The following is a 24,567-nucleotide window of genomic DNA, read 5'->3' as shown; positions in this document are numbered from 1 at the left end:
CCATGTCTGCTCGTTACCTCGAAGACCTGTCCGTCGGCGAAAGCTGGGAAGGCGGGCCGATTCCGATCACCGAGGATGCGGTGATCGCCTTCGCCAGCGTCTATGATCCGCAACCAATGCACGTCGATCCGGTGGCGGCGGCGCAGGGGCGCTTCGGCGGCATCATCGCGAGCGGCTGGCATGTCGCCGCGCTGGTGATGCGCGATACGGTGGAGACCAGCCCGTTCGGCGACATGCCGCTGCTGGGACTCCAGCTGGACGAGCTTCGCTGGGAGGAGGCGGTGCGGCCAGGCGACGTCCTGCGCGTACGGCGCGAGATCCTGGAGGTCACCAGGTCGCGCACCAAGCCCGACCGGGGCATGGTGCGCATCGGCGTCACCGTCCGCAATCAGCATGGCCGCACCGCGATGCGCTACACGAACCTCGTGCAGATCTTCGCGCGCCCAACGCCCGAGGGTGAAAGTTAACCTAGTAGAATCCGTCCGCGTAACATCCGCTGCGCGGCACCTTCCGTCGCAACGATACGAACCTTCAATTCCTCCGAAGCGCTTGCGGGATGCCAGAGGCCGGCAGGTTTCCTCAGGCGTCACCGCAATCGGAGGAGTTTCGCATGTTCATCCACATCAAGGAGGCGGCCTACAACTGCACGCCCGAGCGCCCTGATCCCCTCTATGCCAAGAAGCTCCAGGAGCTGATCGGCGGTCAATGGGGCGAGATCAGCGTGATGCTGGGCTATATGTTCCAGGCCTGGAACAGCCGCGGCCCGATCAAGTATCGCGACATGACCTTCGACATCGGCACGGAGGAGATCGGCCACGTGGAGATGCTGGCGACGATGGTTGCCCGGCTGCTCGAACAGTCTCCGGTGGAAGCGCAGGAACATGCCGCCAAGGATTCAATCGTGGGCGCGGTGATGGGCGGCGCGCGCGTGGATGACGTGGTGTTCGCCGCGATGAGCCCGCAGCACGCGATCGTCAGCGGCGGCGGCGCAATGCCGGTGGACTCGCAGGGCAACCGCTGGACCGCCGATTATATTGTCGCCAGCGGCAACCTGCTGGCCGACTTCCGCTTCAACGTGACGGCCGAGAGCCAGGGCCGCCTCCAGGCCGCGCGTCTCTACAACATGACGGACGATCCCGGCGTGAAGGACATGCTGAGCTACCTGATCGCGCGCGACACCATGCACCAGAACCAGTGGCTGGCGGCGATCGCGGAACTGGAGGCCGAAGGGCTGGACGAGACGCCGAACCCGATCACCTTCCCCCAGGAACTTCAGCGCGAGGAATTCGCGTACAAATATCTCCAGCACTCGCGCGGTGGCGAAAGCGCCACCGGCCGCTGGGCATCGGGTCCGTCCATGGATGGCAAAGGCGAGTTCGAATTCATCGCCGAGCCGCCGGCCATGGGCCCGCCGCTGGAGCTCGGGCCGACGGACCCGCGCCTCTACGGGACCCAGAAGGTGCCGACCCCGCCGGCTGCTTCCTGAGCGAACGGGAGCGGCGGTCCTCCGCCGCTCCCGCGTTCGCCTAGCCGGGCGTGAGGGTCACGCGCGTGCCGCTGGCCGCCAGCGGAATCGTATAGGCCCCACGCTCCACCGTTGCGGCATCGATCGCATAGGAGCGCGCGCCCGCGACCGTGGTCTCCACCAGCAGGCGCGCCGCCGGGGTGAAGCGCGTCTTTCCCGACAGCGTCAGCGTCACCCGGCCGCTCGCGGGATCATAGTCCGCCGCGTCGATCTTGCCCGCCTCCAGCGTCAGCCACAGCCCGGCGGGTGCCACGAACAGACGCGTACGCGCGCTGTCCTTGGGCTCGACGTGCAGCGAGCCGCCTTGCTGCTTCAGGTTGCCGCCATAGGCGAGCCAGCCGAAGGTCGGGTCGTTCACCAGATAGGTCGCCGTCGCATAGGCGTGGCCGAAGAAGCCCATGCCATAGTCGCCGGTATAGGCGTCCCACTGCATCATGTCGGGATAGGAATGGAAGGCGGCGCTGGAGAAGCCCTCCTGGTCGATGTTGGTGATGCCGCCCATCAACCCGCCATAGGCGACGCGCAGCAAGTGAGTGTCCTTGGGGTTCGCGCGGAAGGCGTCGAACAGCGGCACCGCGTTGAGGGTCGAGCCATAATGGTGGATCTGCCGCTCGATCCGCGGGACCTTGCCGCCATAGAGGAAGTCCCAGTAGCGGCGCGCATTGCCGTTATAGCCCCAGTGCGGAACGGCCGGGTCATAGGCCAGGATCACCTCGCGCGTCTCGTCGGCCTGCGGCTGGTGGCCGAAATAGCGCATCCAGGCATAGACCTCGGGCTGGCCGGTCGAGTCCCACGCCATCTCGCTGCCGAACGGATAGGGCAGGGTCTTCCAGTGATCGGCGCGGCCCTTCATCAGCCGCTCCATCTCGGCCGCCTCGGGCGCCATCCTTTCGCGCTTCAGGTCCTTGAGGATGTCGACGAACACGTCGCCCTCCATCTGGCCGAACTGCGCATAATGCGGCGCGTCGCGCATCATCGCGACCGTCGTCTGGTAGGCATGCTCCAGATACCAGCGCCAGTCATGGGTCTTCACCAGGCCGGTGTGGTTGCGGGCGAGCCGGTAGAGCACCCAATGGCCGGCGGCGACGTGCGGGTAGTTGTAGGAGCGGCCGAGGTCGTCGGACTGCTTCTTCGTCCACGCCGTCCAGTTCTTCCAGTTCCGGCTCTCGTCGTAATAGCCTGGGTGCTGCCCGGGCTCATAATAGAACAGGCTCTTCTTGACCGCGCCCGCCTGCGGACCGCTGACGACCTGCAGCTTGCCGACCACCGTCTCGTTCACCATCCGCTCGAGCTTGGCGACCTCCTCGCGCACCGGATTGTCGAGCTGCTTCATCATCGCCGCGACCCAGGCGCCGGCACCGCCCTCGTCGCTCAGGCCCGCGATCCAGACGCGGGCATCCTGCGTGACGATGCGGTTCGCCTCGCGATCATAGGACATGACCGAGGGGCCGCGCCGGAACGGGTCGGCCTTGTCGTCATACCATTGCCGCGTCGTCGAGAAGCGACCGAGGTCGGCCACCGCCTGTTCGAGCGGCTTGGTGATGAAGTAGCTCACCGTCTGCACGCTGTTGTCGGCATAGGTGATCGAGAGGCGCGCCCGGCCCCAGCCGCTGGCGCGCACCGCGTAGCGCGCCCAGCCGTTGACCGGCGCCGCAGGCGTCGCGGCAAGCGCGCCGGCGGGCTCGCTGTCGACCTTGATGACCGGCTGGGTGCTCTTCAGGAACAGCGACGCGTCCATGTCGGTCGGCACGACATAGCCGGGGATGCCGACGGCGACCGGCCGCGCCTGCTGCACCAGCGTATTCTCGATGCCGCGGATGGAGGGCGCCTGCACCAGCCGCACGCCGATGGTGCGGGTCTCGCCCGGCGCCAGGGTGATGCTGGTCGGCGTGTTCCATTGCTCGCCGGCGTTCTTCCACTCCTTGTCGGCAAAGCCCTTGCTGGCGACCGTCCAGTCGTAGAAGCCTTCCGAGGTCTGGCCGCGCGGGCTGCGGTCGGTGAAGATGTCGCCCGGCTGGGCGTGGCGAGCCTCGGCGATCGGGCGATAGGCCTCCAGCGGGGTGCCGCGCTCGGGGATCACCAGCAGCGCGGGACCCTTGCCGTTCAGGCGCGTCACCTGAAGGTAGCCGGCGTCGCGGCCGATATAGGGGTCGACGAAGCTCGCCTGCGCGTGCGCCGTGTCGAGCTCGCGATCGGTGATGATGTTGTCGAACACCATCGGCATGCCGAGACCGCCGATCTCGATCGGCGTGCTGCCGGGATTGGTGAGGGTGAAGCGCAGCGCCACCGCCTTGCCCTCGGTCGCCCAGCGTCGCTCCACCTTCAGCGGAAAGCCCGCGCCCATGCTGGCGGTAATATCGGCGGCCGCGAGCGTCCCCGGCCGCGCGGCGAGCTTGCGGAGCGGCGCACGCTTCTTGGACGAGGCGAAGTCCTGCCAGGCGCCGCCAGGCGTGCGCAGCCGCAGGTTGAGGTCGCCCAAATGGACATAGCCGTCCTCGGCCCGCTCTGCCGCCCGTGCCCCTGGCACGAAATCGAACGCCGGTTCGGCGTTGGGGGACAGACGCGCGAGCGTCCCCGTGTCGCTGCGCAGCTCCATCCGGAAGTCCGCCGTCCGGTACGCGGTGCGCGCGATCGGCTTCGCGACCTTCTTGACGGGCTTCTCCTGGGACCAGGCGGGCTGCAGGACCGGGACCAGCGGCACGACTGCTAACAGAGCGACGAGGGGCAGGGTGCGCAGGACGTGCATTCGGCGGGGCTCCTAGTCTGCGGCGGCAAGGGTGCAGCACCGGCAGTATCTTTCATCGGCATGAAATCAGCCGAGTCTCTGTAGGTCAAATACATTATACGATGTTGAAGCTACCATGAGGATAGCAGCGGTTGACGCCGCGGGAAGCGCACCGTAATCGTATACCGTATTTCACGGGATAGGCATGTGATCGAGAGCAGCCGTAGGGAACTGCTGGTAGGGGCAGCCGCGCTGGTCTTCGCAGCGCAAGGCGCGCGCGCGATGGCGCGGGTGGCGGATCCGGGCGCGTCGCTGCTGCCCGCCAAGCCCAAGCCGCTACCGCTTGCCGCGGTGCGGCTCAAGCCGTCCGACTATGCGACTGCCGTCGAGGTCAACCGCGGCTATCTGCATCGGCTCGATCCCGACCGCTTCCTCCACAACTTCCGTAAATATGCCGGGCTCGAGCCCAAGGCGCCGATCTATGGCGGCTGGGAAAACGACACGATCGCGGGCCACACGCTCGGCCACTACATGACCGCGCTGGTGCTGACGTGGCAGCAGACCGGCGACCCCGAATGCCGCCGCCGCGCCGACTATATCGTCGACGAACTCGCCGAGGCGCAGGCGAAGCGCGGCACCGGCTATGTCGGCGCGCTCGGTCGCAAGCGGAAGGACGGCACGATCGTCGACGGGGAGGAGATCTTCCCCGAGGTGATGAAGGGCGATATCCGCTCCGGCGGCTTCGACCTCAACGGCAGCTGGTCGCCGCTCTACACCGTGCACAAGCTGTTCGCCGGCCTGCTCGACATCCACGGCGCCTGGGGCAATCCCAAGGCGCTGCAGGTCGTCCTCGGCCTGGGCGGTTATTTCGAGCGGGTATTCGCAGCCCTCGACGACGCGCAGATGGAGAAGCTGCTGGGCTGCGAGTACGGCGGCCTTAACGAAAGCTATGCCGAGCTCTACGCCCGCACCAACGACAAGCGCTGGCTGGCGGTCGCGGAGCGGATCTACGACCATCGCGTGCTCGACCCGCTGGTTGCGGGCGAGGACAAGCTCGCCAACTTCCATGCCAATACCCAGGTCCCCAAGCTCATCGGCCTGGCGCGGCTCCACGACCTCACCGGCAAGCCCGAGCAGCGCAACGCCGCCACCTTCTTCTGGAAGACGGTGACGCAGCATCACAGCTATGTGATCGGCGGCAATGCGGACCGCGAGTATTTCTCGGAACCCGACAGCATCGCCAACCACGTCACCGAGCAGACGTGCGAGCATTGCAACACGTACAACATGCTCAAGCTGACGCAGCAGCTCTACCATTGGCAGCCCGACGGCGCGCTGTTCGACTTCTACGAGCGCGCGCACCTCAACCACGTCATGTCGGCGCAGAACCCCAAGACCGGGGGCTTCACCTACATGACGCCGCTGATGACGGGCACGAAGCGGGGCTATTCGGAACCCTATGAGGACAGCTTCTGGTGCTGCGTGGGTTCCGGCATGGAGAGTCACGCCAAGCATGGCGAGGCGATCTTCTGGGAAGGCGAGGGTGGCCTGATCGTCAACCTCTACATCCCGGCCGAAGCACAGTGGCAGACGCGCGGTGCACAGCTGGCGCTGGAGACCCGCTACCCGTTCGAGCCCGGCGCCCGCCTGACGCTCACCGCGCTCCAGAAGCGCGGGCGCTTCCCCGTGGCGCTGCGTATCCCAGGCTGGGCCGGCGACACCGTGCAGGTGACGGTCAACGACCACCCCGTTACCCCCGCGATCGGCAACGGCTATGCCGTGGTGGACCGTCGCTGGAAGGCCGGCGACGTGGTCGCGATCACCTTCCCGCTCGATCTGCGGCTGGAATCGACGCCGGGCGATCCGAACACGGTTGCCGTGGTGCGCGGGCCATTGGTGCTGGCCGCCGACCTGGGCCCGGCCGAGACCGAGTGGCAGGGCGTCGATCCGGCGATGGTCGGTGAACAGCCGCTCGCCGCCTTCACGCCCGTCCAGGGTCGCGCATCCTATGCCACCAAGGGGCTGCTACGCCCCGCCGACCTGACCTTCGTGCCCTTCTATTCTCAGTATGAACGGCGCAGTGCGGTCTATTTCAAGCGCTTCAGCGAAGCCGGCTGGAAGAACGAGCAGGTCGCGTTCCTCGCCGAACAGGCGCGCGTGAAGGACATCGCTGCCCGCTCGGTCGACGTCATGCACCTGGGCGAGATGCAGCCGGAGCGCGACCACAACCTCACCTCCGAAATCTCCTATCCGGTCTCGTACCGCGGCAGGAACGGCCGCGACGCGCGCTCGGGCGGCTATTTCGAATTCTCGATGAAGGTGAAGCCGGGCCCGCTCGTCCTGCAGGCCAGCTATTGGGGTAGCGAGCGCGCGCGTGACTTCGACATCCTCGTCGACAATGTGAAGCTCGCCACCCAGCATCTGGAGAACGACCAGCCGGGCAAGTTCTTCGACGTCGAATATCCGCTTCCCGAGGCCCTTACCAAGGGCAAGCAGAGCGTGAAGGTGAAGTTCGTGCCGCATGACCGCAGCAGCGCGGGGCCGGTGTTCGGCGTCCGCCTGTTCACCGCGAAGCCCGGCGCGACGACGTGAGCGAGGCCACTCCCGCCAACACGGTGCCGATGACGCTGGACGAGGTCCGCACCCTGTCGCGCAGCGTGCTCTCCGGCGCCGGCCTTTCCACCGATCATGCCGCGGCGGTTGCCGAGACGTTGGTCTCCGGCGAGCGCGACGGCTGCGGCTCGCACGGCGTCTACCGGCTGCTGGTCGCGACCCGCAGCATCGCCACTGGCCGCGTTTCCAAGGACGCGGTGCCCGTGGTGAGCGAGCCGGCGCAGGCGCTGGTGCGGGTCGATGGCGGCGGCGGCTTTGCCCAGCTCGCCTTTGAACGCGGCAAGCCGCTGCTGGTGGAAAAGGCGCGCAAGTTCGGCATCGCCGCGCTGGCGCTCAACAACGTCGTCCACTTCGCAGCACTCTGGCCCGAGGTCGAGGCGCTGACCGAGCAGGGGCTGGTGGCGCTTGCCTTCACCCCCAGCCATGCCTGGGTCGCGCCGGCGGGCGGGACGGAGCCGGTGTTCGGCACCAACCCGATCGCCTTCGGCTGGCCACGCCCGGGTCGCGAGCCGTTCGTGTTCGACTTTGCCACCAGCGCGGTCGCGCGCGGCGAGATCGAGCTCCACCGTCGCGCGGGCAAGCCCGTGCCCGACGATTGGGGCTATGACGCCGACGGCAACCCCACCACCGACGCCGCGGCCGTGCTCGCAGGCGCGATGCGGACCTTCGGCGGGCACAAGGGGTCGGCGCTCGCCGCAATGGTCGAGCTGATCGCCGGGCCGCTGATCGGCGACATGACCAGCAAGGAATCGATGGCGGCCGACGACGGCGCGGGCGGATCGCCGCTCGGTGGCGAGCTGGTGCTCGCGATCGACCCGGCCGGCTTCCTGGGTGCGGGCGTCGCCGAGCATCTCGCGCGCGCCGAGGCGATGTTCGAGGCAATCGAAACGCAGGGTGCGCGCCTGCCGGGATCGCGGCGCTATGCCGCGCGGCGGCGCAGCCTGGTGGAAGGCGTGCGGGTGCCCGCGTCTCTCCACGCCGATCTGATGGCGCTGGCACAGGGGGGCAAGGCTTAGACATGCGCAAGGCACGGTTTCTGCTTGGGGCAGCGTTGATGATGGGGCAGCTGGCGGTGGTGGAGGCGGCGGTTGCCGCGGCCCCGGCACAGGCCGCGCCTGCCCAGACCCCCGACCAGCGGTTTGAGGCGATCTACAGGGCCGAATGGGAATGGCGCACGCAGCAGTCCGCCCCCAATGAGGACAGCCCCGCCGGCGCCGCCAAGCGCCTGCCGGACGTCGGCCCCAAGGTGCAGGCCGAAAAGCTCAAGCGCTGGGAAGCGACCGAACGGGCGCTCGCCGCCATCGACCCCGCTACGCTGACGCCTGCCAACCGCGTCAACTTCGCAGTCTACAAGGGGCAGATCGACGCGCTGCTCGCCGAGCAGCGCTACCGCGAATATGAAAAGCCGCTCAACGCGGACACCAGCTTCTGGGGCGACATCGCCGGGTGGGCGCGCGAGCCGCTCGAGAACGAGACCGCCTATCGCAATTACATCGCGATGCTGCGGGAGGTGCCGCGCTATTATGACCAGCAGATCGCGAACATGCGCGCCGGCCTCAAGCGCGGCTTTACCCCCTCTGCGATCACGCTGAAGGGCCGCGACCTCGGCGTAGCACAGGTTGCCGAGGCGAAGTCGCTCGACGACCAGGCGTTCTACGCGCCGTTCCGCAAGATGCCCTCGACCATCCCGGCCGCGACCCAGGCGGCGCTGCGCAAGGAGGGAGAGGCGGCGATCCGCGAGGCGGTGGTGCCCGCCCACGCCAAGCTGCTCACGTTCCTGCGCGCCGAATATATCCCCGGCGCCCGCAAGGAGCTGGACGCCTATCACCTTCCCGACGGCAAGGCCTATTACCAGTCCAAGATCCGCGAGTTCACGACGCTCGACAAGACGCCGGACGAGATCCACGCGATCGGCCTGTCCGAAGTCGCCAAGATCCGCGCGCGGATGCTGGAGGTGATGCAGCAGGTCGGCTTCCAGGGCGACCTGCCGGCGTTCCTGACCTTCCTGCGCACCGATCCGCGCTTCTATGCCAAGACTCCGCAGGACCTGCTCGATCGCGCCGCCTGGGTCGCCAAGACCTTTGACGGCAAGGCCAGCCAGTATTTCGGCCGGCTGCCGCGCAGCCGCTTCGCGATCAAGCCGGTGCCGGACGAGGTCGCGCCCTTCTACACCGGCGGACGCGGCGGGCCGGGCATCTACCTCGTCAACACCTACAACCTGCCGGCGCGTCCGCTCTATTCGATCCCGGCGCTGACCCTGCACGAAAGCGCGCCGGGGCACGCCTTCCAGATGCCGCTGGCGGCGGAGAACACCAGCCTGCCGGCGTTCCGCCGCGACAGCTATATCTCCGCCTATGGCGAGGGCTGGGCGCTCTATTGCGAGGCGCTGGGCGAAGAGATGGGGATGTACGACACGCCCTATGACGTGTTCGGCATGCTGAGCTACCAGATGTGGCGCGCCGCCCGGCTGGTGGTCGACACCGGCATCCACACCAAGGGGTGGAGCCGCGAGCAGGCGCAGAAGTACCTCCACGACAACACCGCCATGGCCGATCACGAGATCACGACCGAGGTCGACCGTTACATCGCCTGGCCGGGACAGGCTCTGTCCTATTACCTTGGAGAGCTCGCGATCCAGGAAGCGCGCGCTAAGGCCGAACAGGCGCTCGGCCCCAAGTTCAACATCCGCAACTTCCATGACGCGGTGCTCGAACTCGGATCGGTGCCGCTGCCGGTGATGGCGGCGCGGGTAGACCAGCTGATCGCGGAAGGCGGTAAGGGGCCGTACCCGGACGAGGAATAACATGCGCGCGGCTCGGCCGGTCGCGCTCTTGGCGCTGCTCGCAGCGGCGTGGCCGGCCGCCGCGCAACAGGGCGTGCCGGTGCAGAGCGCCGGCAACCCGATCCTCGCCGGCGGTCGCTTCTATTCGACCGATCCCGCGCCGGTGGTGATCGACGACACGCTCTACATCCTCGCCGGCCGCGACGAGACGCCTCCGGACGTCAACGACTTCATCATGAACGAGTGGCAGCTGCTCGCCACGCAGGACCCGGCGGCGGGCGCCTGGACCCATTATCCCGCGGTCGCGACGCCCGAGGGCATCTTCCGCTGGGCCGAGCCCGGCCGCGCCTATGCCGGGCAGATCGTGAAGGGCCCGGACGGCCGGCTCTATCTCTACGCTCCGGTGCTGGAGGCGAACACCGACGCCAGGGACGGCTTCGCGATCGGCGTCGCCGTGGCGGACAGCCCGACCGGTCCCTGGGTGGACGCGCATCCCACAGGCCCGATCGTGTCGCAGCGCGTGCCCGAGCCCAACACCATCCAGAACATCGACCCGACGGTGCTCGTCGACGACGATGGCCGCGTCTATCTCTATTGGGGGACGTTCGGGAAGCTGCGCGGCATCGAGCTGGAGCGCGACATGGTGACGCCCAAGGGCCACCAAGTCGCGGTGACTGCGCTGACCGGCTTCTTCGAGGCGCCGTGGCTGATGAAGCGCAAGGGCGTCTATTACCTGCTCTACGCGGGCAACAATGCCGGGCCGGACTCGCCCTGCACGCCGACGCTCTACCACGCGTGCATCGCCTATGGCACCGCGCCGACGGCGCTGGGGCTCTGGACCTATCGCGGCACCGTGCTGAAACCGGTGTCCTCGACGACGTCGCATCCCGGCGCGGTCGAGTATCGCGGGCAATGGTATCTCGCCTATCACACCGCAGATGGCGCGGGCGGCGGGCACTTCCGCCGCAGCGTCGCGATCGACCGGCTGGAGTGGGACGACAGCGTCAGCCCACCCGCGATCCGCCCGGTGGTGCCGACCCGCAGCCCGCAGCCGGTGCCGCCGCCCAGCCGCAACATCGCCCCTGCCGCGACGCCCGCCGCCTCGAACGAGCCGATCCCGGTGCGCTACTGGCTGCGCGCGCTCAACGACGGCGCCATCCGCGCGTCACCCCTGCCGCCCGAGATGTGGGGCAGCGCGGCGGCTGCCAATCCGCCGCAGCAGTGGATCGAATACCGCTGGCCCAAGCCGGTGACGGTGCAGGAATCCCGCATCTGGTTCTTCGCCGACCGGCAGGCGGGCATCGCGGCGCCCGCGGCTTGGCGCATCGACTATTGGGACGGCAGCTGGAGGCCGGTTCCGCGCGCCGACCGCTATGGCACCGCCGCTGGCGCCTTCCAGCAGACGCGGTTCGTGCCCGTCAGGACCCGGTGCCTGCGCGCGGTGTTCCAGGCCACGCGTGCCGACGAAACGAACGCGGCGATGGCGGTCCAGGAGTGGGAAGTGCTCACCCGTCGACCGACGCGGGTCACGCCGTCCACCGAGCCGGCCCCGCCCTGCGATCCTCTCCGTTAGCGCCTGGCCGGAGCAGGTGAGAGCCATGCGCAGTTGCCACTGCGCGCCGACCCGTAAGACGAGTCTTATCGCGATAACGAAAGTCGCTGGACAAGCGGCGGCACGCGTTCCATATTGCTTATCGCAATAAGGGTTTTACAGGAGTCAGCATATGCCCGTCGACGTGAAGTATCGCACCTCCGCCACCGCAACCGGGGGACGCGATGGTCGCGCCCGTACCGAGGATGGCCGCCTAGAAGTTCAGCTGGCGACGCCCAAGGAGCTCGGCGGCGCCGGCGGGGAGGGGACCAATCCCGAGCAGCTGTTCGCAGCCGGCTATGCCGCGTGCTTCCTGGGCGCGCTGAAGGTCGCCGGCCAGCAGTTGAAGGTGCGGGTCCCGGCGGAAACCAGCATTACTGCGACCGTCGGCATCGGCCCGCGTTCCGAAGGCGGCTTCGGCATCACCGCCGACCTGGAAGTGACGCTACCCGGGGTCGATCGTGCCGAGGCGCAGAAGGTCGTAGAAGCCGCGCACCAGATCTGCCCCTATTCGAACGCGACCCGCAACAACGTGGAGGTGGGCCTCAGCGTCGCCTGACGGCGGCCTCCATCGGGGTCTCCTAGCGGGCGGGGTGGCGACACCCCGCCCGTTTTACGTTCCATTGCTGCTGCCCCTACGCGATTGCGTCAAAGCGGTCGTTGCAATATGTCCGAGTAATACGGACGCGCGTTTCGCCGGCCGTCGTGCACCCCATGAGAGGGTGGGAACCAGGCTGTAGCTCCGGCTGCGGCAGCAAAGGGAGAGACGACCCATGATCCGGACCCTCCGTCGCGCAGCGCTCGCGCTGATGCTTTCGGCGGCCCCGCTCGCCGCAGGCGCCCAGACCGCTCCTGGTCAGAGCGCGCCCAGCCAGCCGCCGGCCGCCGGCACCGCCACCGTCTCGATCGCGGGCAACCAGCCCGGGCCGACCTATGATCGCCGCATCTTCACCCAGTTCGCCGAGCATCTGGGCCACGGCATCTACGAGGGGCTGTGGGTCGGCAAGAATTCCAAAATCCCGAACACCAACGGCTTCCGCAACGACGTGGTCGCGGCGCTCCGCAACCTGAAGGTGCCGGTGATCCGCTGGCCGGGCGGGTGCTTCGCCGACGAATATAATTGGCGCGAGGGTATCGGCCCGCAGAACAAGCGTCCGGTCAAGATCAACACCCATTGGGGCGGCGTGACCGAGCCGAACACGGTCGGCACGCACGAGTTCTTCGAGCTGCTGCGCCAGGTCGGTGCCGAAGCCTATGTCGCGGGCAACGTCGGCAACGGCTCCCCGCGCGAGATGGCCGAGTGGGTCGAATACATGACCTCGCCCGCCGGCAGCCTCGCCGACGAGCGCGCCAGGAACGGCCACAAGGCGCCCTGGGCGGTGCCGTTCTTCGGCGTCGGCAACGAGCTGTGGGGCTGCGGCGGCAACATGCGGCCGGAGTTCGCGGCCGACGAGACCCGCCGCTACGCGACCTTCATCAAGGCGCCGGCCGGCACCAAGATCATGAAGATCGCCGCCGGCGCGAACGTCGAGGACTATAACTGGACCGAGACGATGATGCGCGTGGCCGCGCCGCAGCTCGACGGCGTGTCGCTCCATTACTACGTCCACCCCGCCGGCGGCTGGCCGCCGCGGGCGCCTGCGGTCGACTTCGACGAGAACGGCTGGGCCGATGCGCTTGCCGGCGCGTGGCGCATGGACGAGCTGATCACCAAGCACAGCGCGATCATGGACAAGTATGATCCGCAGAAGCGCATCTTCCTGGCGGTCGACGAATGGGGCGCCTGGTATGCCCAGGATGCGGGCACGCATCCGGGCTTCCTGCGCCAGCAGAATACGCTCCGCGACGCGCTGATCGCCTCGATCCACCTCGACATCTTCGCCAAGCATGCCGACCGCGTCCGCATGACCGCCATCGCGCAGATGGTGAACGTGCTGCAGGCGATGATCCTGACGGACGGCGGCAAGATGGTGCTGACGCCGACCTACCACGTGTTCGAGATGTACAAGCCCTGGCAGGACGCGACCGTGCTGCCGATCACGATCAACGCGCCCTGGTACAACAAGAACCAGTTCACCATGCGTGCGGTGAGCGGCTCGGCAGTGCGGGGCAAGGACGGCAAGGTCCACATCGGCCTGTCCAACCTCGATCCGAACCAGGCGAATACCGTAACGGTCAACCTGGACGGCATCACCGCCGGCTCGGTGACCGGCCGGGTGCTGACCGCGCCCGCGATCAACGCGCACAACACCTTCGACGCGCCCGAAGTGGTGAAGCCCGCCGCCTTCAACGGCGCGCAGGTGAACGGCGGCACGCTGACGGTGACGCTGCCGGCAAAGTCGGTGGTGGTGCTGGAACTCCAGTAAACCTTGTGCCCCTGCGCAGGCAGGGGCGCAGGGCCACAAGCGGAATGCATGGAAGCCCCGGGCTCCTGCTGTCGCAGGAGCACCGGTGGAGGAGAGGATGAGGATGATACGGTCGCTTCTACTGGGAGCCGCACTCGCGCTCGGCGCTGCCGCTGCTCCGGCACAGCAGACGCCCAGCCTCAACGAGCGGCTGACCGGTGACCTCATCCCCACCCACGATCCCGTGATCGCGCGCGAGGGCGGTACCTATTACGTCTTCGGCACCGGCCACGGCGATCGCCTGGTCGAGACCAAGAGCTCGCCGGACCTGATCCACTGGACCGCGGGTGCGCCCGTGTTCACGAAGATGCCGGATTGGGCGCCCAAGGCGGTGCCGGGCACGAACGGCATGTGGGCGCCCGACATCGCGTTCGTGAACGGCCGCTGGCGGCTCTATTACTCCGTGTCGACGTTCGGCTCGAACCGCTCGGCGATCGGCATGGCGACCAACGCCACGCTGGATCCGAAGTCGCCCAAGTTCGCCTGGCGCGACGAGGGGCTGGTGGTGCAGTCGATGCCCAGCGACGACTTCAACGCCATCGATCCGAACTTCGTGGTCGACCGCCAGGGCCGCCACTGGCTCTCACTTGGCAGCTTCTGGAGCGGCATCAAGCTGTTCGAGCTCGACAAGAAGACCGGCAAGCTCCTCCACCCGAAGGAAAAGCGCTTCTCGATCGCGCGCCGCATGGCGCCTGCGGGCGCGGCGGCACCGGTGGAAGCGCCGTTCATCGTGCCGCATGGCGACTACTACTACCTGCTCGTGTCCTATGATTACTGCTGCAAGGGCGTGAACAGCACCTATTACACCGTGGTCGGTCGCTCGAAGGAGATCACCGGGCCCTATCTCGGCAAGGACGGCAGTTCCTTGATGCAGGGGCAGGGCACGATCTTCCTGCGCGCCGATCTCGAAGAGAAGCAGCGCTTCCGCGGCCCCGGACACCCCGGCTGGCTGCACGACAAGGACGGCCGCGATTACGTGGTCTACCACGCCTATGATCGGGAGAAGAACGGCGCGCCCACGCTGCGCATCGCTCCCGTCACCTGGGGCGCGGACGGCTGGCCCGTCGCCGCCCAATGACCTCCTCTCGCCGAATCCAGGGAGCCGACATGCTTCATCTCGACCGCCGCCTCTTCCTCGCCGGTGCCGCCGGCAGCGTCGCTGCCGCCCAGACAGCAGTCGCCGGCATGCGCGCACCCGGTACCACTCCCGCCGCCCCGGTGCCGGTGAACCCGCTCGTCAAGCAGCGCGCCGATGCGCAGGTGTTCCGCCACACCGACGGCTATTATTACCTGACCGGCTCGGTGCCGGAGTATGACCGGCTGGTGCTGCGCCGCTCGCGCACCCTGGCGGGCCTTGCCACCGCTGAGGAGCGCGTGCTGTGGCGCCACGAAGCCACCGGCCCGATGTCCGGCTTCCTCTGGGCGCCCGAACTGCACCTCTTCCAGGGCAAGTGGATCATGTATTTCGCAGCCGGCCCCAGCGGCGGCGGCGAGGACGTGTTCCGCATCCGCACCTATGCGATCGTGTGCGACGGCCCCGATCCGATGACCGGCAACTGGAAGGTGCTCGGCAAGTTCGAGTCGCCGTTCGACGGCTTCAACCTCGATTCGACGATCTTCGAGCATCGCGGGGTCTCCTATTTCTGCTGGGCAGAGCGCGAGCCGGGGATCGAGACCAACTCCAACCTCTATCTGGCGCCGCTCAAGACGCCGCTGACGCTCGGCGCCAAGGCCGTGCGCCTGACCGTGCCGACGCTCGACTGGGAGATCCGCGGGTTCAAGGTCGCCGAGGCACCGGCGGTGCTCGCGCGCAACGGCCGCCTGTTCATGACCTATTCGGCGAGCGCCACCGACGATCGCTACAGCCTGGGCATGCTGACCGCGCGCGACGATGCGGACATCATGGACCCCAAGAGCTGGGTGAAGTCGCCGCAGCCGGTGTTCGTGAGCTCGGAGGTGACCAGCGTCTATGGCCCCGGCCACAACAGCTTCACCGTCGACGAGCAGGGCCGCGACGTGCTCGTTTACCACGGCCGCGATTACAAGGCGATCACCGGCGATCCGCTGTTCGACCCGAACCGCCACACCCGCGTCCAGCGCATCTACTACCGCGAGGACGGCACCCCCGACTTCGGCATCCCGGTCGGCAACGGGCCGGTGCCGGACCGCTTCTCGCCCGCGACTGCGCCGAAGCAGTTCGTGCGCCATGACGGCGATCGCGTGCTCGTGGGGCAGGGCTCGATCCCGTCGAGCCAGTTCCGCAGCGTCGAGAGCATGGCGGGGTCCGGCGCCATCTCGCTGGCACCGATCGACGTGGCCGACCGGGTGCTGTTTGCCGCTCCCGACGGCAGCGTCCGTCTGGCCCAGCCGCTACGCGACCGCCAGTTCGTGCTCCGCAGCAGCTTCGTGCGCGAGGCCGTCGACCGCGATACGGTGCGGTTCGCGCTCGCGGGTCGTCCCAATATGGTACTCGCCCATGTCGGCGGCGAGCTCCGGCTCGTGGCGCGCGCCACGCGCGGCACCGCCCAGAACAGCGTCTTCCGCGTCAGCTGACGCGGAAGTTTCGCCCGCTTTTCCCTCCTGAACCTGCTGGCCCCGCACGGCTCTGCCGCTGCGGGGCCAGTGCTGCGTGACTTTCGGGCAACGCTGCCCGCTTGCTGTGCAGCGGCCTTGCGAATGCGGCTTGCCGTTGCCCAGCTGTTGCCGTAATTTTGTAGGAGTAAAGTTTCGATCAATTACGCCCGGGCGCCAAGCCCGGCGAGGGGAGAGGCACATGGCTTTCAAGCCGATTTTCTTGCGTACCGCGTCCGTTGTTGCCCTGGTGCTGGCGCCGCCGGCCTTCGCGCAGACCACTGCGGACGACGCGACGCAGACCACTGAGGCCGCAGAGCCCGTCAATTCCACTCCGGATGAAGCCACCAGCGGCGACATCATCGTCACCGGCGTGCGCGGCAGCATCGTCGGCGCGCTCAACGTGCGCCGCGAAGCCACGCAGATCGTCGACTCGATCGTGGCCGAAGATGTCGGCAAATTGCCCGACAATAACGTCGTGGAAGCGCTCCAGCGCGTCACTGGTGTCCAGGTCACCGATCGCACCGGCGGCGAAGCGGCCACCATCACCATCCGCGGCCTCAGCGACCCGCTGACCACGCTCAACGGCCGCAACATCTTCACCGCTGCCGGCCAGTCCTTCTCGCTGCAGGACGTCTCGGCGAACCTCGTCAAGCAGGTCGACGTCTACAAGACCCGCTCGGCCGACCAGATCGAGACCGGTCTGGCGGGCCAGATCGACGTGAAGACGCGCCGTCCGCTCGACTTCGACGGCTTCACCATCTCCGGCCTCGCGCGCGGCATCTACAACGAGCAGGCCGACAGCTTTAACCCCAACATCGCGCTGCTCGTGTCGGATCGCTGGGAAACCGGCATCGGCGACATCGGCCTGTTGGTGAACGGCAGCTACAGCCGCACCAAGTATCGCAACATGTCGGTGACGGCCGGTGCGCTCGTTCCCTTCGCGACCGAGACGCCGCCCGCAGGCTCCGGCCTCGCGCCGCTCGAGCGCATCTTCCCGGGTGAGGGCAACGTCAATTGGCAGCCGGGCCTCGATGCCGGGCTTCCGACCGCACCGGGCTCGACGCTCGACATCAACGGCGTCGACACGCCCTATTACCTCTCGCGCGACGCGGTCTTCAGCTCGGATCTCTATGGCAAGCGTGAGCGCCCGTCGTTCAATGCGGCGCTGCAGTGGGCCCCGAACAGCAGCTCGGTCTACACGGCCGAGGTCTTCTACGCGGGCTTCCGCGGAGAGACCTCCAACAGCATGATGTTCAGCTTCGTGGATTTCTGGGCGAATCCGCAGCCGGTCGAGCTCTATGAGGGCACCAACATCGTCAAGTCGCGCGTCGCGAACGACGTGTACGGCTTCAACAGCGCGGATTACACCCGCAACAAGACCGACAGCTTCGTCTACGCACTGAACGGGCAATGGGACCTGGGTCAGCGCGGCAAGATCACCGCCGACCTCGCCTATCAGACCAGCAAGTACCAGACCTCGTTCATCGCGATGCGCACCGAGCGGGTGGCGGATCAGATCACGGTCGACTTCAATGCCGGCGGTGGCATCCCCTCCTACCACTTCAGCGACGATTCGCTGCTGACCGATCCCGCGTCTTGGAACATCGCGCAGCTCTACGACAACGGTGGTCGCGACAAGGGTAGCGCGCTGACCGGTACCCTGGACGGCTATTATACCTGGGACGAGGGCTTCCTGCGCCAGATCAAGGCAGGCATCCGCGTCGACGACCGCAAGGCATCGAGCTACGTCCGCACCCAGGACGCCGGCGTGCTCGGTCGCAGCCTGACGACGCTCGGCGAAGACGCGCTGTTCACCAACTCCGACTTCTTCGATGGTCGCGCCGACGTGCCGACCAGCTGGGTGCTGCCGAAGGGCAGCTGGCTCTATGACAACGCAGACACGGTCCGCGGCCTCTATGGCCTCCCGACCTCGGACCAGCTGCGCATGGTCAAGACCTTCAACATCGAAGAAGTGACCATGTCGGCCTACCTGCTGGCCGATGGCGAGATTTCGGTGTTCGGGCGTCCGCTGAAGATTCAGGGCGGTATCCGCTATGTGGATGTCGACACCGACTATGACTTCTTCGATCGCTACAACAACGGCGCCCAGACCTCCGTTTCCAGCGGTTCGCATCGCTGGCTGCCGAGCTTCACCGCGCGCTACGAAGTCACGCCGACGCTGCGCGTGCGCTTCAACTATGGCGAAACGCTGCGCCGTCCGAACTTCGGCGACATCAACCCGAACTACTCGCTGACGGGTGACCTCACCAACGTCGGCTACGGCAGCGGCACGGCGGGCACCGCGGACCTGCAGCCCACCCATTCGAAGAACTACGACCTCGCGGTCGAGTGGTACTTCGATCGCGACAGCGCGATCTACGTGACCGGCTTCCGTCGCGAGATCGAGGGTCTGGTCGTTCCGCTCACCGTCATGGAGTATATCCCCAACAACGGGATCGTCGCAGGTGCGACGAACAACTTCGCCATTACCCGTCCGGCGAACGCCTCGGACGGCGTGCTGAAGGGTGTCGAAGTGGGCCTGACCTACTTCCCGAAGTACCTGCCGAGCTTCCTCGACGGCCTGGGCTTCGTCGGCAGCCTGACCGTGCTGGATTCCAAGCAGAACATTCCGCAGACCGACTCCGCCGGCAACATCACTGGCGAGGCGACCTCGTCGTTCTTCAACGTGTCGGACTTCTCGTACAACGCGACGCTTGCCTACGACAACGGCCCGGTCGGTGCCCGCCTGTCGTATGTCTGGCGCAAGGAGTTCCTGCACAACAACGAGGCACGCCTGTTCGCCAACCCGATCGGCGTCTGGTACCGTCCGGAGAGCAGCCTGGATTTCCAGCTGAGCTACAAGGTCAACGACCAGATCGGCCTCACCTTCGACGCGGTGAACCTCACCAACCAGAAGCAGCAGTCCTACTACCGCTTCGGCAGCGCCGGCGGCCAGGACACGGACAACCTTGGCACGACGCTGCTGAGCCGCACCTTCGCGGTGGGCCTGCGCTTCTCCATGTAAGCCGCTGGCGGGGGAGACCTCGCCGGACGCGCCAAATCTTTCAAGGGGTCGGCACCGCCGGCCCCTTTTTTCGTCAGCGCGCGTCGCTCGCGACGCAGTGGACGGGGGCCTGCCCCTCGGCTTCGAAACTCGCGACGCGGCCCTTGCCCCGCAGGGTCATGCCGTCGCCGGCATACCAGATCCCCGATGCCGGTCGCTGCCCCTTCAGCACGCCCAGCGTCCTGCCACGCGCACGCAGCGTCACCGTGTCTGCTCGATTGTCGAAGGCTGCGACCAACACGGTGCCGTCCTCGCATTGATACCGCGCGGTCACGCGCTGCGGCAGATCGCCTGCCGGCGCCTCGCCAGCGGACAACTCGATTTTCTCGATACGCCAGGTTCGCTGTTCGACGGTTGCGCCATCGATGTTGCCGGCGCGGTGCAGCGTGACCTCGCCGGCTTGCTCGAAGGGAGCACCACCATCCTTCAGCGTCCCGCGCACGGTGACGGGAACGGTGACGTACCGCTGACCGGCACCGGCATCGACCGGCCCGGGCGCGCCCACGCGCGCGCCGTAGCTCGCATAGCGGACGAAGCTGCGCGCAAAGGCCCGCGCGTCCCTGCCGGAACCTTCGCTACCCCGGCGCCACAGTGCCCGCGCCGCTGCATAGTCGCCGCGGGCAAGCAGCGCGTAATAGCGCTGTACCACCGCGCGCGCCGCCTCAGCGGTCTCTTCATCCGGGTCGCCGACGGCCGAAGCCACAGGGGGCGTCGGGCTCGACCGCGGCGACGGCGCTGGAGCCGCCACGGAGGTGGGACGCGGGACCGGGCCGGCCGACTTCTCGGCCGGCGCCGCGGTATCTGCTGCCGCCTCGGGGGTATTCCCCTCCGGCTCCGACACGCCGCCGCCGCAACCAGCGAGCAACAACGCCAGTGCGGCAGCGGTCGTGGTGCGGGTCACGGTTCCAGCGCGGCCCTGTCGGTATCCTCGAGATCGTCGTCCTCGGCGAGGTCGTCCTCGTCGAAGTCTTCCTGAAGCTCGTCTTCCTCCTGGTCCTCAGGGTCGACAACGATGTCGTCGTCGTCATCCTCGCTGCCGAGCTCATCGTCTTCCATGAGGAGGTCGTCCTCATCCTCGTCATCGCCGAGGTCGGGCTCGATGTCCGTCAGCAGGGTGCCGTCCGAGGGACCGTCGCTGGTTACCTCCAGGATTTCGGCGCGCTGGCTCTCGTCATAGCCTTCTTCGTCAAAGCTGTCGCCGGAGCCCAGCCCCGGTACCTGGTGACCACCCATGGTTCGCTCCTTCGTCTGGCCCACCAGCAGCGGGGCCGTCAAAGCGCGAACGGCGGGCGAGCCCGCGTGTTCCCGAGCCGCAGGACGATCCGGGCGGCGGACGGGCGGGGGCGTGCCTGCGGTATACTCCTCGCCGGCCGTTCCAAGGGGCTGTTCCCGCGCGGGTTGCGGGCGTATTCACGCCGCTATTCATACCCCTACAGGATTCCCCATGCTCGACGTTCCCATGACCCAGGTGCCGCTCGTCTCGCTGGCCGACCAGCAGAACGATCCGGAGGGTTTCGCACAGGCGTTCGGCGGCTCGTTCGAACGCTTCGGCTTCGCCATGGTCGCGGACCACGGCATCAACCCGGCGCTGATCGACCGCGCTTGGGCGCTGACCGAAGAGTTCTTCCGCCTGCCGGAGGAGGAGAAACGCGCTTATCACACGCCGGGCGGCGGCGGCGCGCGCGGCTACACGCCCTTCCGCACCGAGATCGCGAAGAACGCGAAGGTCACCGACCTCAAGGAGTTCTGGCACATCGGCCGGGAATTGCCGGCCGGCCACCGCTTCCGCGACGTGATGCCGGACAACATCTGGCCGTCGGCGCCCGCGGGCTTCAAGGAGACGTTCCTCGAGCTGTTCGCCGCTTTCGACACCGCCGGGCTCAAGCTGCTCTCCGCAATCGCCCGCTACCTGAAGCTCGATCCCAACTGGTTCGAGCACGCGGTCAAGGACGGCAATTCGGTGCTGCGCCTGCTCCACTATCCGCCGATCCCCGCCGATGCGCCGGGGGTGCGTGCAGAGGCGCATGAGGACATCAATCTCATCACGCTGCTGCTGGGCGCCGAGGAAGCCGGGCTGGAACTGCTCGACAGGGACGGCGACTGGCTCGCGGTGAAGCCGCCGGTGGGCGCGATGGTCGTGAACGTCGGCGACATGCTGCAGCGGCTGACCAACCATGTGTTGCCGTCGACCACGCACCGCGTGGTGAACCCGGCGCCCGAGCGGCGCGGCAACTCGCGCTACTCCATGCCCTTCTTCCTCCACCCGGCGCCCGATTTCCTGATCGAGACGCTGCCGAGCTGCGTGGGGGAGGGCAACCGCTACCCGGAGCCGATCACCGCCCACGATTATCTGCACCAGCGGCTGGTCGAGATCGGTCTTCTGAAGAAGTGATGCGACGCGCGCCCGTTTCCCGGAACGGGCGCGTGTTCCGCCTCCGGGCGGCGAAAGCGGCCCGGTAACTTTTGCAAAGCCTTCTGGTCGTGTTGGGTTGTTTATACCACGGCCCCTCCGCTAACGCCTGCCGCTCCGTCGGGACGTGCCCGGCGGCGAAATGGAAGAGGCAGGCATGACGGAACAGCTACGCGTCGCGATCGCAGGACTTGGTACGGTCGGCGCGGGCGTCATTCGTCTGCTCGACGCAAACGGGGCATTGATTGCCCGCCGCGCCGGCCGCCCAATCGAGATCGTGGCGGTGTCTGCGCGGGATCGTGCCAAGGATCGCGGCGTCGACCTTTCGCGCTTCGACTGGGTGGACGACACCGCCTCGCTCGCGGCCGACCCGCGGGCGGATGTCGTGGTGGAACTCGTCGGCGGGGCCGACGGGCCCGCGCTGACGCTCACCCGTGCGGCGCTCGCCAATGGCAAGAGCGTCGTCACCGCCAACAAGGCGATGATCGCGCATCATGGCCTCGAACTCGCCCGCGCCGCGGAAGGGCGCGGCGTCGCGCTCAAGTTCGAGGCTGCGGTCGCAGGCGGCGTGCCGGTCATCAAGGGGCTGCGCGAAGGTGCGGCGGCCAACGAGATCGGCCATGTCTATGGCATCCTCAACGGTACCTGCAATTTCATCCTCTCGAAGATGGAGGCCGAGGGCCGCGACTTCGCCGAGGTGCTGGACGAAGCGCAGCGGCTCGGCTTTGCCGAAGCGGATCCCAGCTTCGACATCGATGGCGTCGATGCCGCGCACAAGCTTTCGATCCTGGCGAGCTTTGCGTTCGGTACCCGCCCGGCCTTTTCGGATGTCGCGATCACCGGCGTGCGCCACGTCCTCGCCGCCGACATCGCCGAGGCGGCGACCCTCGGCTATCGCGTGCGGCTGGTGGGCGTGGCGGAGGCCGGCAAGAACGGCCTGTTCCAGCGCGTCCACCCGCACCTTGTCCCCCTCGACCATCCGCTCGCGCATGTCACCGGCTCGCTGAACGCCGTGGTGGCCGAGGGCAATTTCGTCGGGAGGCTGTTCTTCCAGGGCCGCGGCGCCGGCGACGGACCGACCGCCAGCGCGGTGGTGGCGGACCTGATCGACATCGCCCGCGGCGAGTTCGGCCCCCCCTATGCGGAGCCGGCCGAGGCCCTCGCCCAGCAGCCCGCCGCGCCCACCGGCGAGCGCCGCGGCCGCGCCTATCTGCGGCTGATGGTCGCCGACAAGGTGGGCGTGCTGGCAGAGATCGCGGCGGCGATGCGCGACGCCGGCGTGTCGATCGAACGGCTGATGCAGCGCGGCGCCAATGCCGACGGCAGCGTGCTGGTGGCGATCGTCACCCACGAGGGCCCGGAGCGCGCCGTCGCCGCCTCGCTCGAACGGCTGCGCGGCTCCCCAAGCCTAGTGGGCGAGCCGATGTGGATGCACATCCTGGAGAGCTGAGCGCACCCCTCAGCGCTTACCTGTACCCCGGCGAAGGCCGGGGCCCAGTTGCGATGGTGGGGATTAAGTGCGCTGACGCTTGCGTCGCCAGTGCGGGGTTGCGGGAAAGCTGTCAGCGGAGCGTGCTCCCGCAAGGCCGGGGGTGCTATCCGGCGGTGTTGCGCGAAAGCCCGGAACCGACCCCAACTGGACCCCGGCCTGCGCCGGGGTACCGATCACGTCCGTTGATTATTCCGCGAACGGCTGGTCGATGGCATGCTGCGGTTGGGTGAACCACGCCGCACCCGTTTCGGTGACGTGGAAATGATCCTCCAGCCGCACGCCGAAGCGATCCGGCACGACGATCATCGGCTCGTTGGAAAAGCACATGCCGGGCGCAAGCGGCGTCTTGTCGCCGCGCACCAGATAGGCCGGCTCATGGATCGACAGGCCGATGCCATGCCCGGTGCGGTGGGGTAGCCCTGGAAGGCGATAGTCCGGGCCGAGCCCCGCCGCCTCCAGCACGCGCCGCGCCGCCGCATCGACACTCTCGCACGGAGCGCCGGGCACCACGGCGTCGAACGCCGCCTGCTGTGCTTCCTTTTCCAGCGACCAGATGCTGCGCACCTCGTCCGGAACCGCCCCGAACGCATAGGTACGGGTGATGTCCGAGTGATAGCCCTCGACCAGGCAGCCGGTGTCGACCAGCACCAGCTCGCCCTCCTGCAGATATTGTTCGCCCGGCAGCCCGTGCGGAAAGGCGGTCGCGCGGCCGAACTGGACGATGCAGAAGCTCGATCCCGCAGCCCCGATCGCGCGGTGCGCGGCGTCGATGAAGCGCACCACCTCGCTTGCGGCGATGCCCGGGCGCAGGATGCGCGCGGTGCGGCGATGCACCTCCAGCGTCATCGCCTTGGCCTGGGCAAGCAGCGCCAGCTCGGCGGGGGATTTCACCATCCGGCAGCCGTCGATCGCGGGCGCGCCATCGAGCAGCCGGACGCTGCCCGCCTTGGCCCGCAGCCGCTCGGCCCATTGGAACGGAAACAGCGGGTCGACGCCCAGCTTCGTGATCCCGGTCGCCGCCAGCGTATCGGCGAGCAGCGCGATCGGATCCTCGTCCTCCTCCCACAGCCGGATATCGGCGTCGATCGCGAGGTCGGCCTCCAGCGTGCCGAGTTCGAACGCCGGGCACAGCAGCACCGGCCGCCCGCGTGCCGGCAGCAGCATCGCCACCAGCCGCTCGCTGGGACCCCAGGGCACACCCGCGAAATAGCGCAGCGTCGCACCCACGTTGAGCAGCAGCCCGTCCGCGCCGCTCGCGTCCGCCAGCGTGCGGGCACGCTCGAGCCGCGCCTGGCGCTCGGCGCTGCCGATCGGTGCGGCGCGCTTCGCCCAGGGGGTGATGGCCGCGAGTTCGGCCTCTGCGCTCGATCCGCCGATGGTCATGCC

Annotated in this window: 17 protein-coding genes; 13 read left to right on the top strand and 4 right to left on the bottom strand. The window is 67.8% G+C overall.

Annotated elements, in window-relative coordinates:
• The first annotated feature begins 2 nt into the window (after positions 1 to 2).
• Both MHZ35_RS06545 and MHZ35_RS06540 read left to right on the top strand, forming a co-directional pair.
• Positions 3 to 467 (top strand): MaoC family dehydratase, encoded by a 465-nt coding sequence (locus tag MHZ35_RS06545; RefSeq protein WP_239434877.1) that lies wholly within the window; start codon positions 3 to 5, stop codon positions 465 to 467.
• A gap of 143 nt (positions 468 to 610) precedes the next feature.
• Positions 611 to 1,486 (top strand): manganese catalase family protein, encoded by an 876-nt coding sequence (locus MHZ35_RS06540; RefSeq protein WP_132883417.1) that lies wholly within the window; start codon positions 611 to 613, stop codon positions 1,484 to 1,486.
• 40 nt (positions 1,487 to 1,526) lie between these two features.
• Here MHZ35_RS06540 and MHZ35_RS06535 read toward each other — a convergent pair whose 3' ends face one another.
• Positions 1,527 to 4,271 (bottom strand): DUF5695 domain-containing protein, encoded by a 2,745-nt coding sequence (locus MHZ35_RS06535; protein WP_239434876.1) that lies wholly within the window; start codon positions 4,269 to 4,271, stop codon positions 1,527 to 1,529.
• 186 nt (positions 4,272 to 4,457) lie between these two features.
• Between MHZ35_RS06535 and MHZ35_RS06530 the strand changes: the two genes are divergently transcribed.
• The 9 genes from MHZ35_RS06530 to MHZ35_RS06490 all read left to right on the top strand — a co-directional run bounded on the left by MHZ35_RS06530 (position 4,458) and on the right by MHZ35_RS06490 (position 19,240).
• Positions 4,458 to 6,842, top strand: coding sequence for a glycoside hydrolase family 127 protein (locus tag MHZ35_RS06530; protein ID WP_342453505.1), 2,385 nt, complete (start codon positions 4,458 to 4,460; stop codon positions 6,840 to 6,842).
• Between the two features lie 29 nt (positions 6,843 to 6,871).
• On the top strand, positions 6,872 to 7,879 hold the full coding sequence (locus MHZ35_RS06525; RefSeq protein ID WP_239434886.1) for an Ldh family oxidoreductase: 1,008 nt from the start codon (positions 6,872 to 6,874) through the stop codon (positions 7,877 to 7,879).
• A 2-nt stretch (positions 7,880 to 7,881) separates the two neighbouring features.
• On the top strand, positions 7,882 to 9,666 hold the full coding sequence (locus tag MHZ35_RS06520) for a DUF885 domain-containing protein (RefSeq protein WP_446741020.1): 1,785 nt from the start codon (positions 7,882 to 7,884) through the stop codon (positions 9,664 to 9,666).
• 1 nt (position 9,667) lies between these two features.
• Positions 9,668 to 11,218: a family 43 glycosylhydrolase gene (locus tag MHZ35_RS06515; protein ID WP_239434875.1), complete on the top strand. Its 1,551-nt coding sequence runs from the start codon at positions 9,668 to 9,670 to the stop codon at positions 11,216 to 11,218.
• A gap of 151 nt (positions 11,219 to 11,369) precedes the next feature.
• Positions 11,370 to 11,795: an organic hydroperoxide resistance protein gene (locus tag MHZ35_RS06510; protein ID WP_239434874.1), complete on the top strand. Its 426-nt coding sequence runs from the start codon at positions 11,370 to 11,372 to the stop codon at positions 11,793 to 11,795.
• A 214-nt stretch (positions 11,796 to 12,009) separates the two neighbouring features.
• Positions 12,010 to 13,602, top strand: coding sequence for an alpha-N-arabinofuranosidase (locus MHZ35_RS06505; protein ID WP_239434873.1), 1,593 nt, complete (start codon positions 12,010 to 12,012; stop codon positions 13,600 to 13,602).
• A 103-nt stretch (positions 13,603 to 13,705) separates the two neighbouring features.
• Complete coding sequence (locus MHZ35_RS06500) at positions 13,706 to 14,719, top strand: arabinan endo-1,5-alpha-L-arabinosidase (protein WP_239434872.1); 1,014 nt, start codon at positions 13,706 to 13,708, stop codon at positions 14,717 to 14,719.
• A gap of 29 nt (positions 14,720 to 14,748) precedes the next feature.
• A complete protein-coding gene (locus MHZ35_RS06495) occupies positions 14,749 to 16,194 on the top strand; it encodes a family 43 glycosylhydrolase (protein WP_239434871.1) in 1,446 nt (481 codons plus the stop codon).
• 220 nt (positions 16,195 to 16,414) lie between these two features.
• Positions 16,415 to 19,240, top strand: coding sequence for a TonB-dependent receptor (locus MHZ35_RS06490; RefSeq protein WP_239434870.1), 2,826 nt, complete (start codon positions 16,415 to 16,417; stop codon positions 19,238 to 19,240).
• A 73-nt stretch (positions 19,241 to 19,313) separates the two neighbouring features.
• Here MHZ35_RS06490 and MHZ35_RS18135 read toward each other — a convergent pair whose 3' ends face one another.
• A complete protein-coding gene (locus MHZ35_RS18135; protein WP_239434869.1) occupies positions 19,314 to 20,180 on the bottom strand; it encodes an MliC family protein in 867 nt (288 codons plus the stop codon).
• Positions 20,177 to 20,512, bottom strand: a complete 336-nt coding sequence (locus tag MHZ35_RS06480; protein WP_125960660.1) for a DNA primase — start codon at positions 20,510 to 20,512, stop codon at positions 20,177 to 20,179. The genes MHZ35_RS18135 and MHZ35_RS06480 overlap by 4 nt, the downstream gene beginning before the upstream one ends.
• Positions 20,513 to 20,723: 211 nt before the next feature.
• Between MHZ35_RS06480 and MHZ35_RS06475 the strand changes: the two genes are divergently transcribed.
• Positions 20,724 to 21,671: an isopenicillin N synthase family dioxygenase gene (locus MHZ35_RS06475; protein WP_239434868.1), complete on the top strand. Its 948-nt coding sequence runs from the start codon at positions 20,724 to 20,726 to the stop codon at positions 21,669 to 21,671.
• Positions 21,672 to 21,846: 175 nt separating this feature from the next.
• Positions 21,847 to 23,139, top strand: coding sequence for a homoserine dehydrogenase (locus tag MHZ35_RS06470; RefSeq protein ID WP_239434867.1), 1,293 nt, complete (start codon positions 21,847 to 21,849; stop codon positions 23,137 to 23,139).
• A 228-nt stretch (positions 23,140 to 23,367) separates the two neighbouring features.
• Here the strand turns inward: MHZ35_RS06470 and MHZ35_RS06465 are convergent, their stop codons facing one another.
• Complete coding sequence (locus tag MHZ35_RS06465) at positions 23,368 to 24,564, bottom strand: M24 family metallopeptidase (RefSeq protein ID WP_239434866.1); 1,197 nt, start codon at positions 24,562 to 24,564, stop codon at positions 23,368 to 23,370.
• Positions 24,565 to 24,567 lie beyond the last annotated feature (3 nt).

This window comes from Sphingomonas sp. ACRSK (assembly GCF_022346685.1).
GTDB classification, from domain to species: domain Bacteria; phylum Pseudomonadota; class Alphaproteobacteria; order Sphingomonadales; family Sphingomonadaceae; genus Sphingomonas; species Sphingomonas molluscorum.
This window is presented reverse-complemented; position numbering and strand designations above follow the sequence as displayed.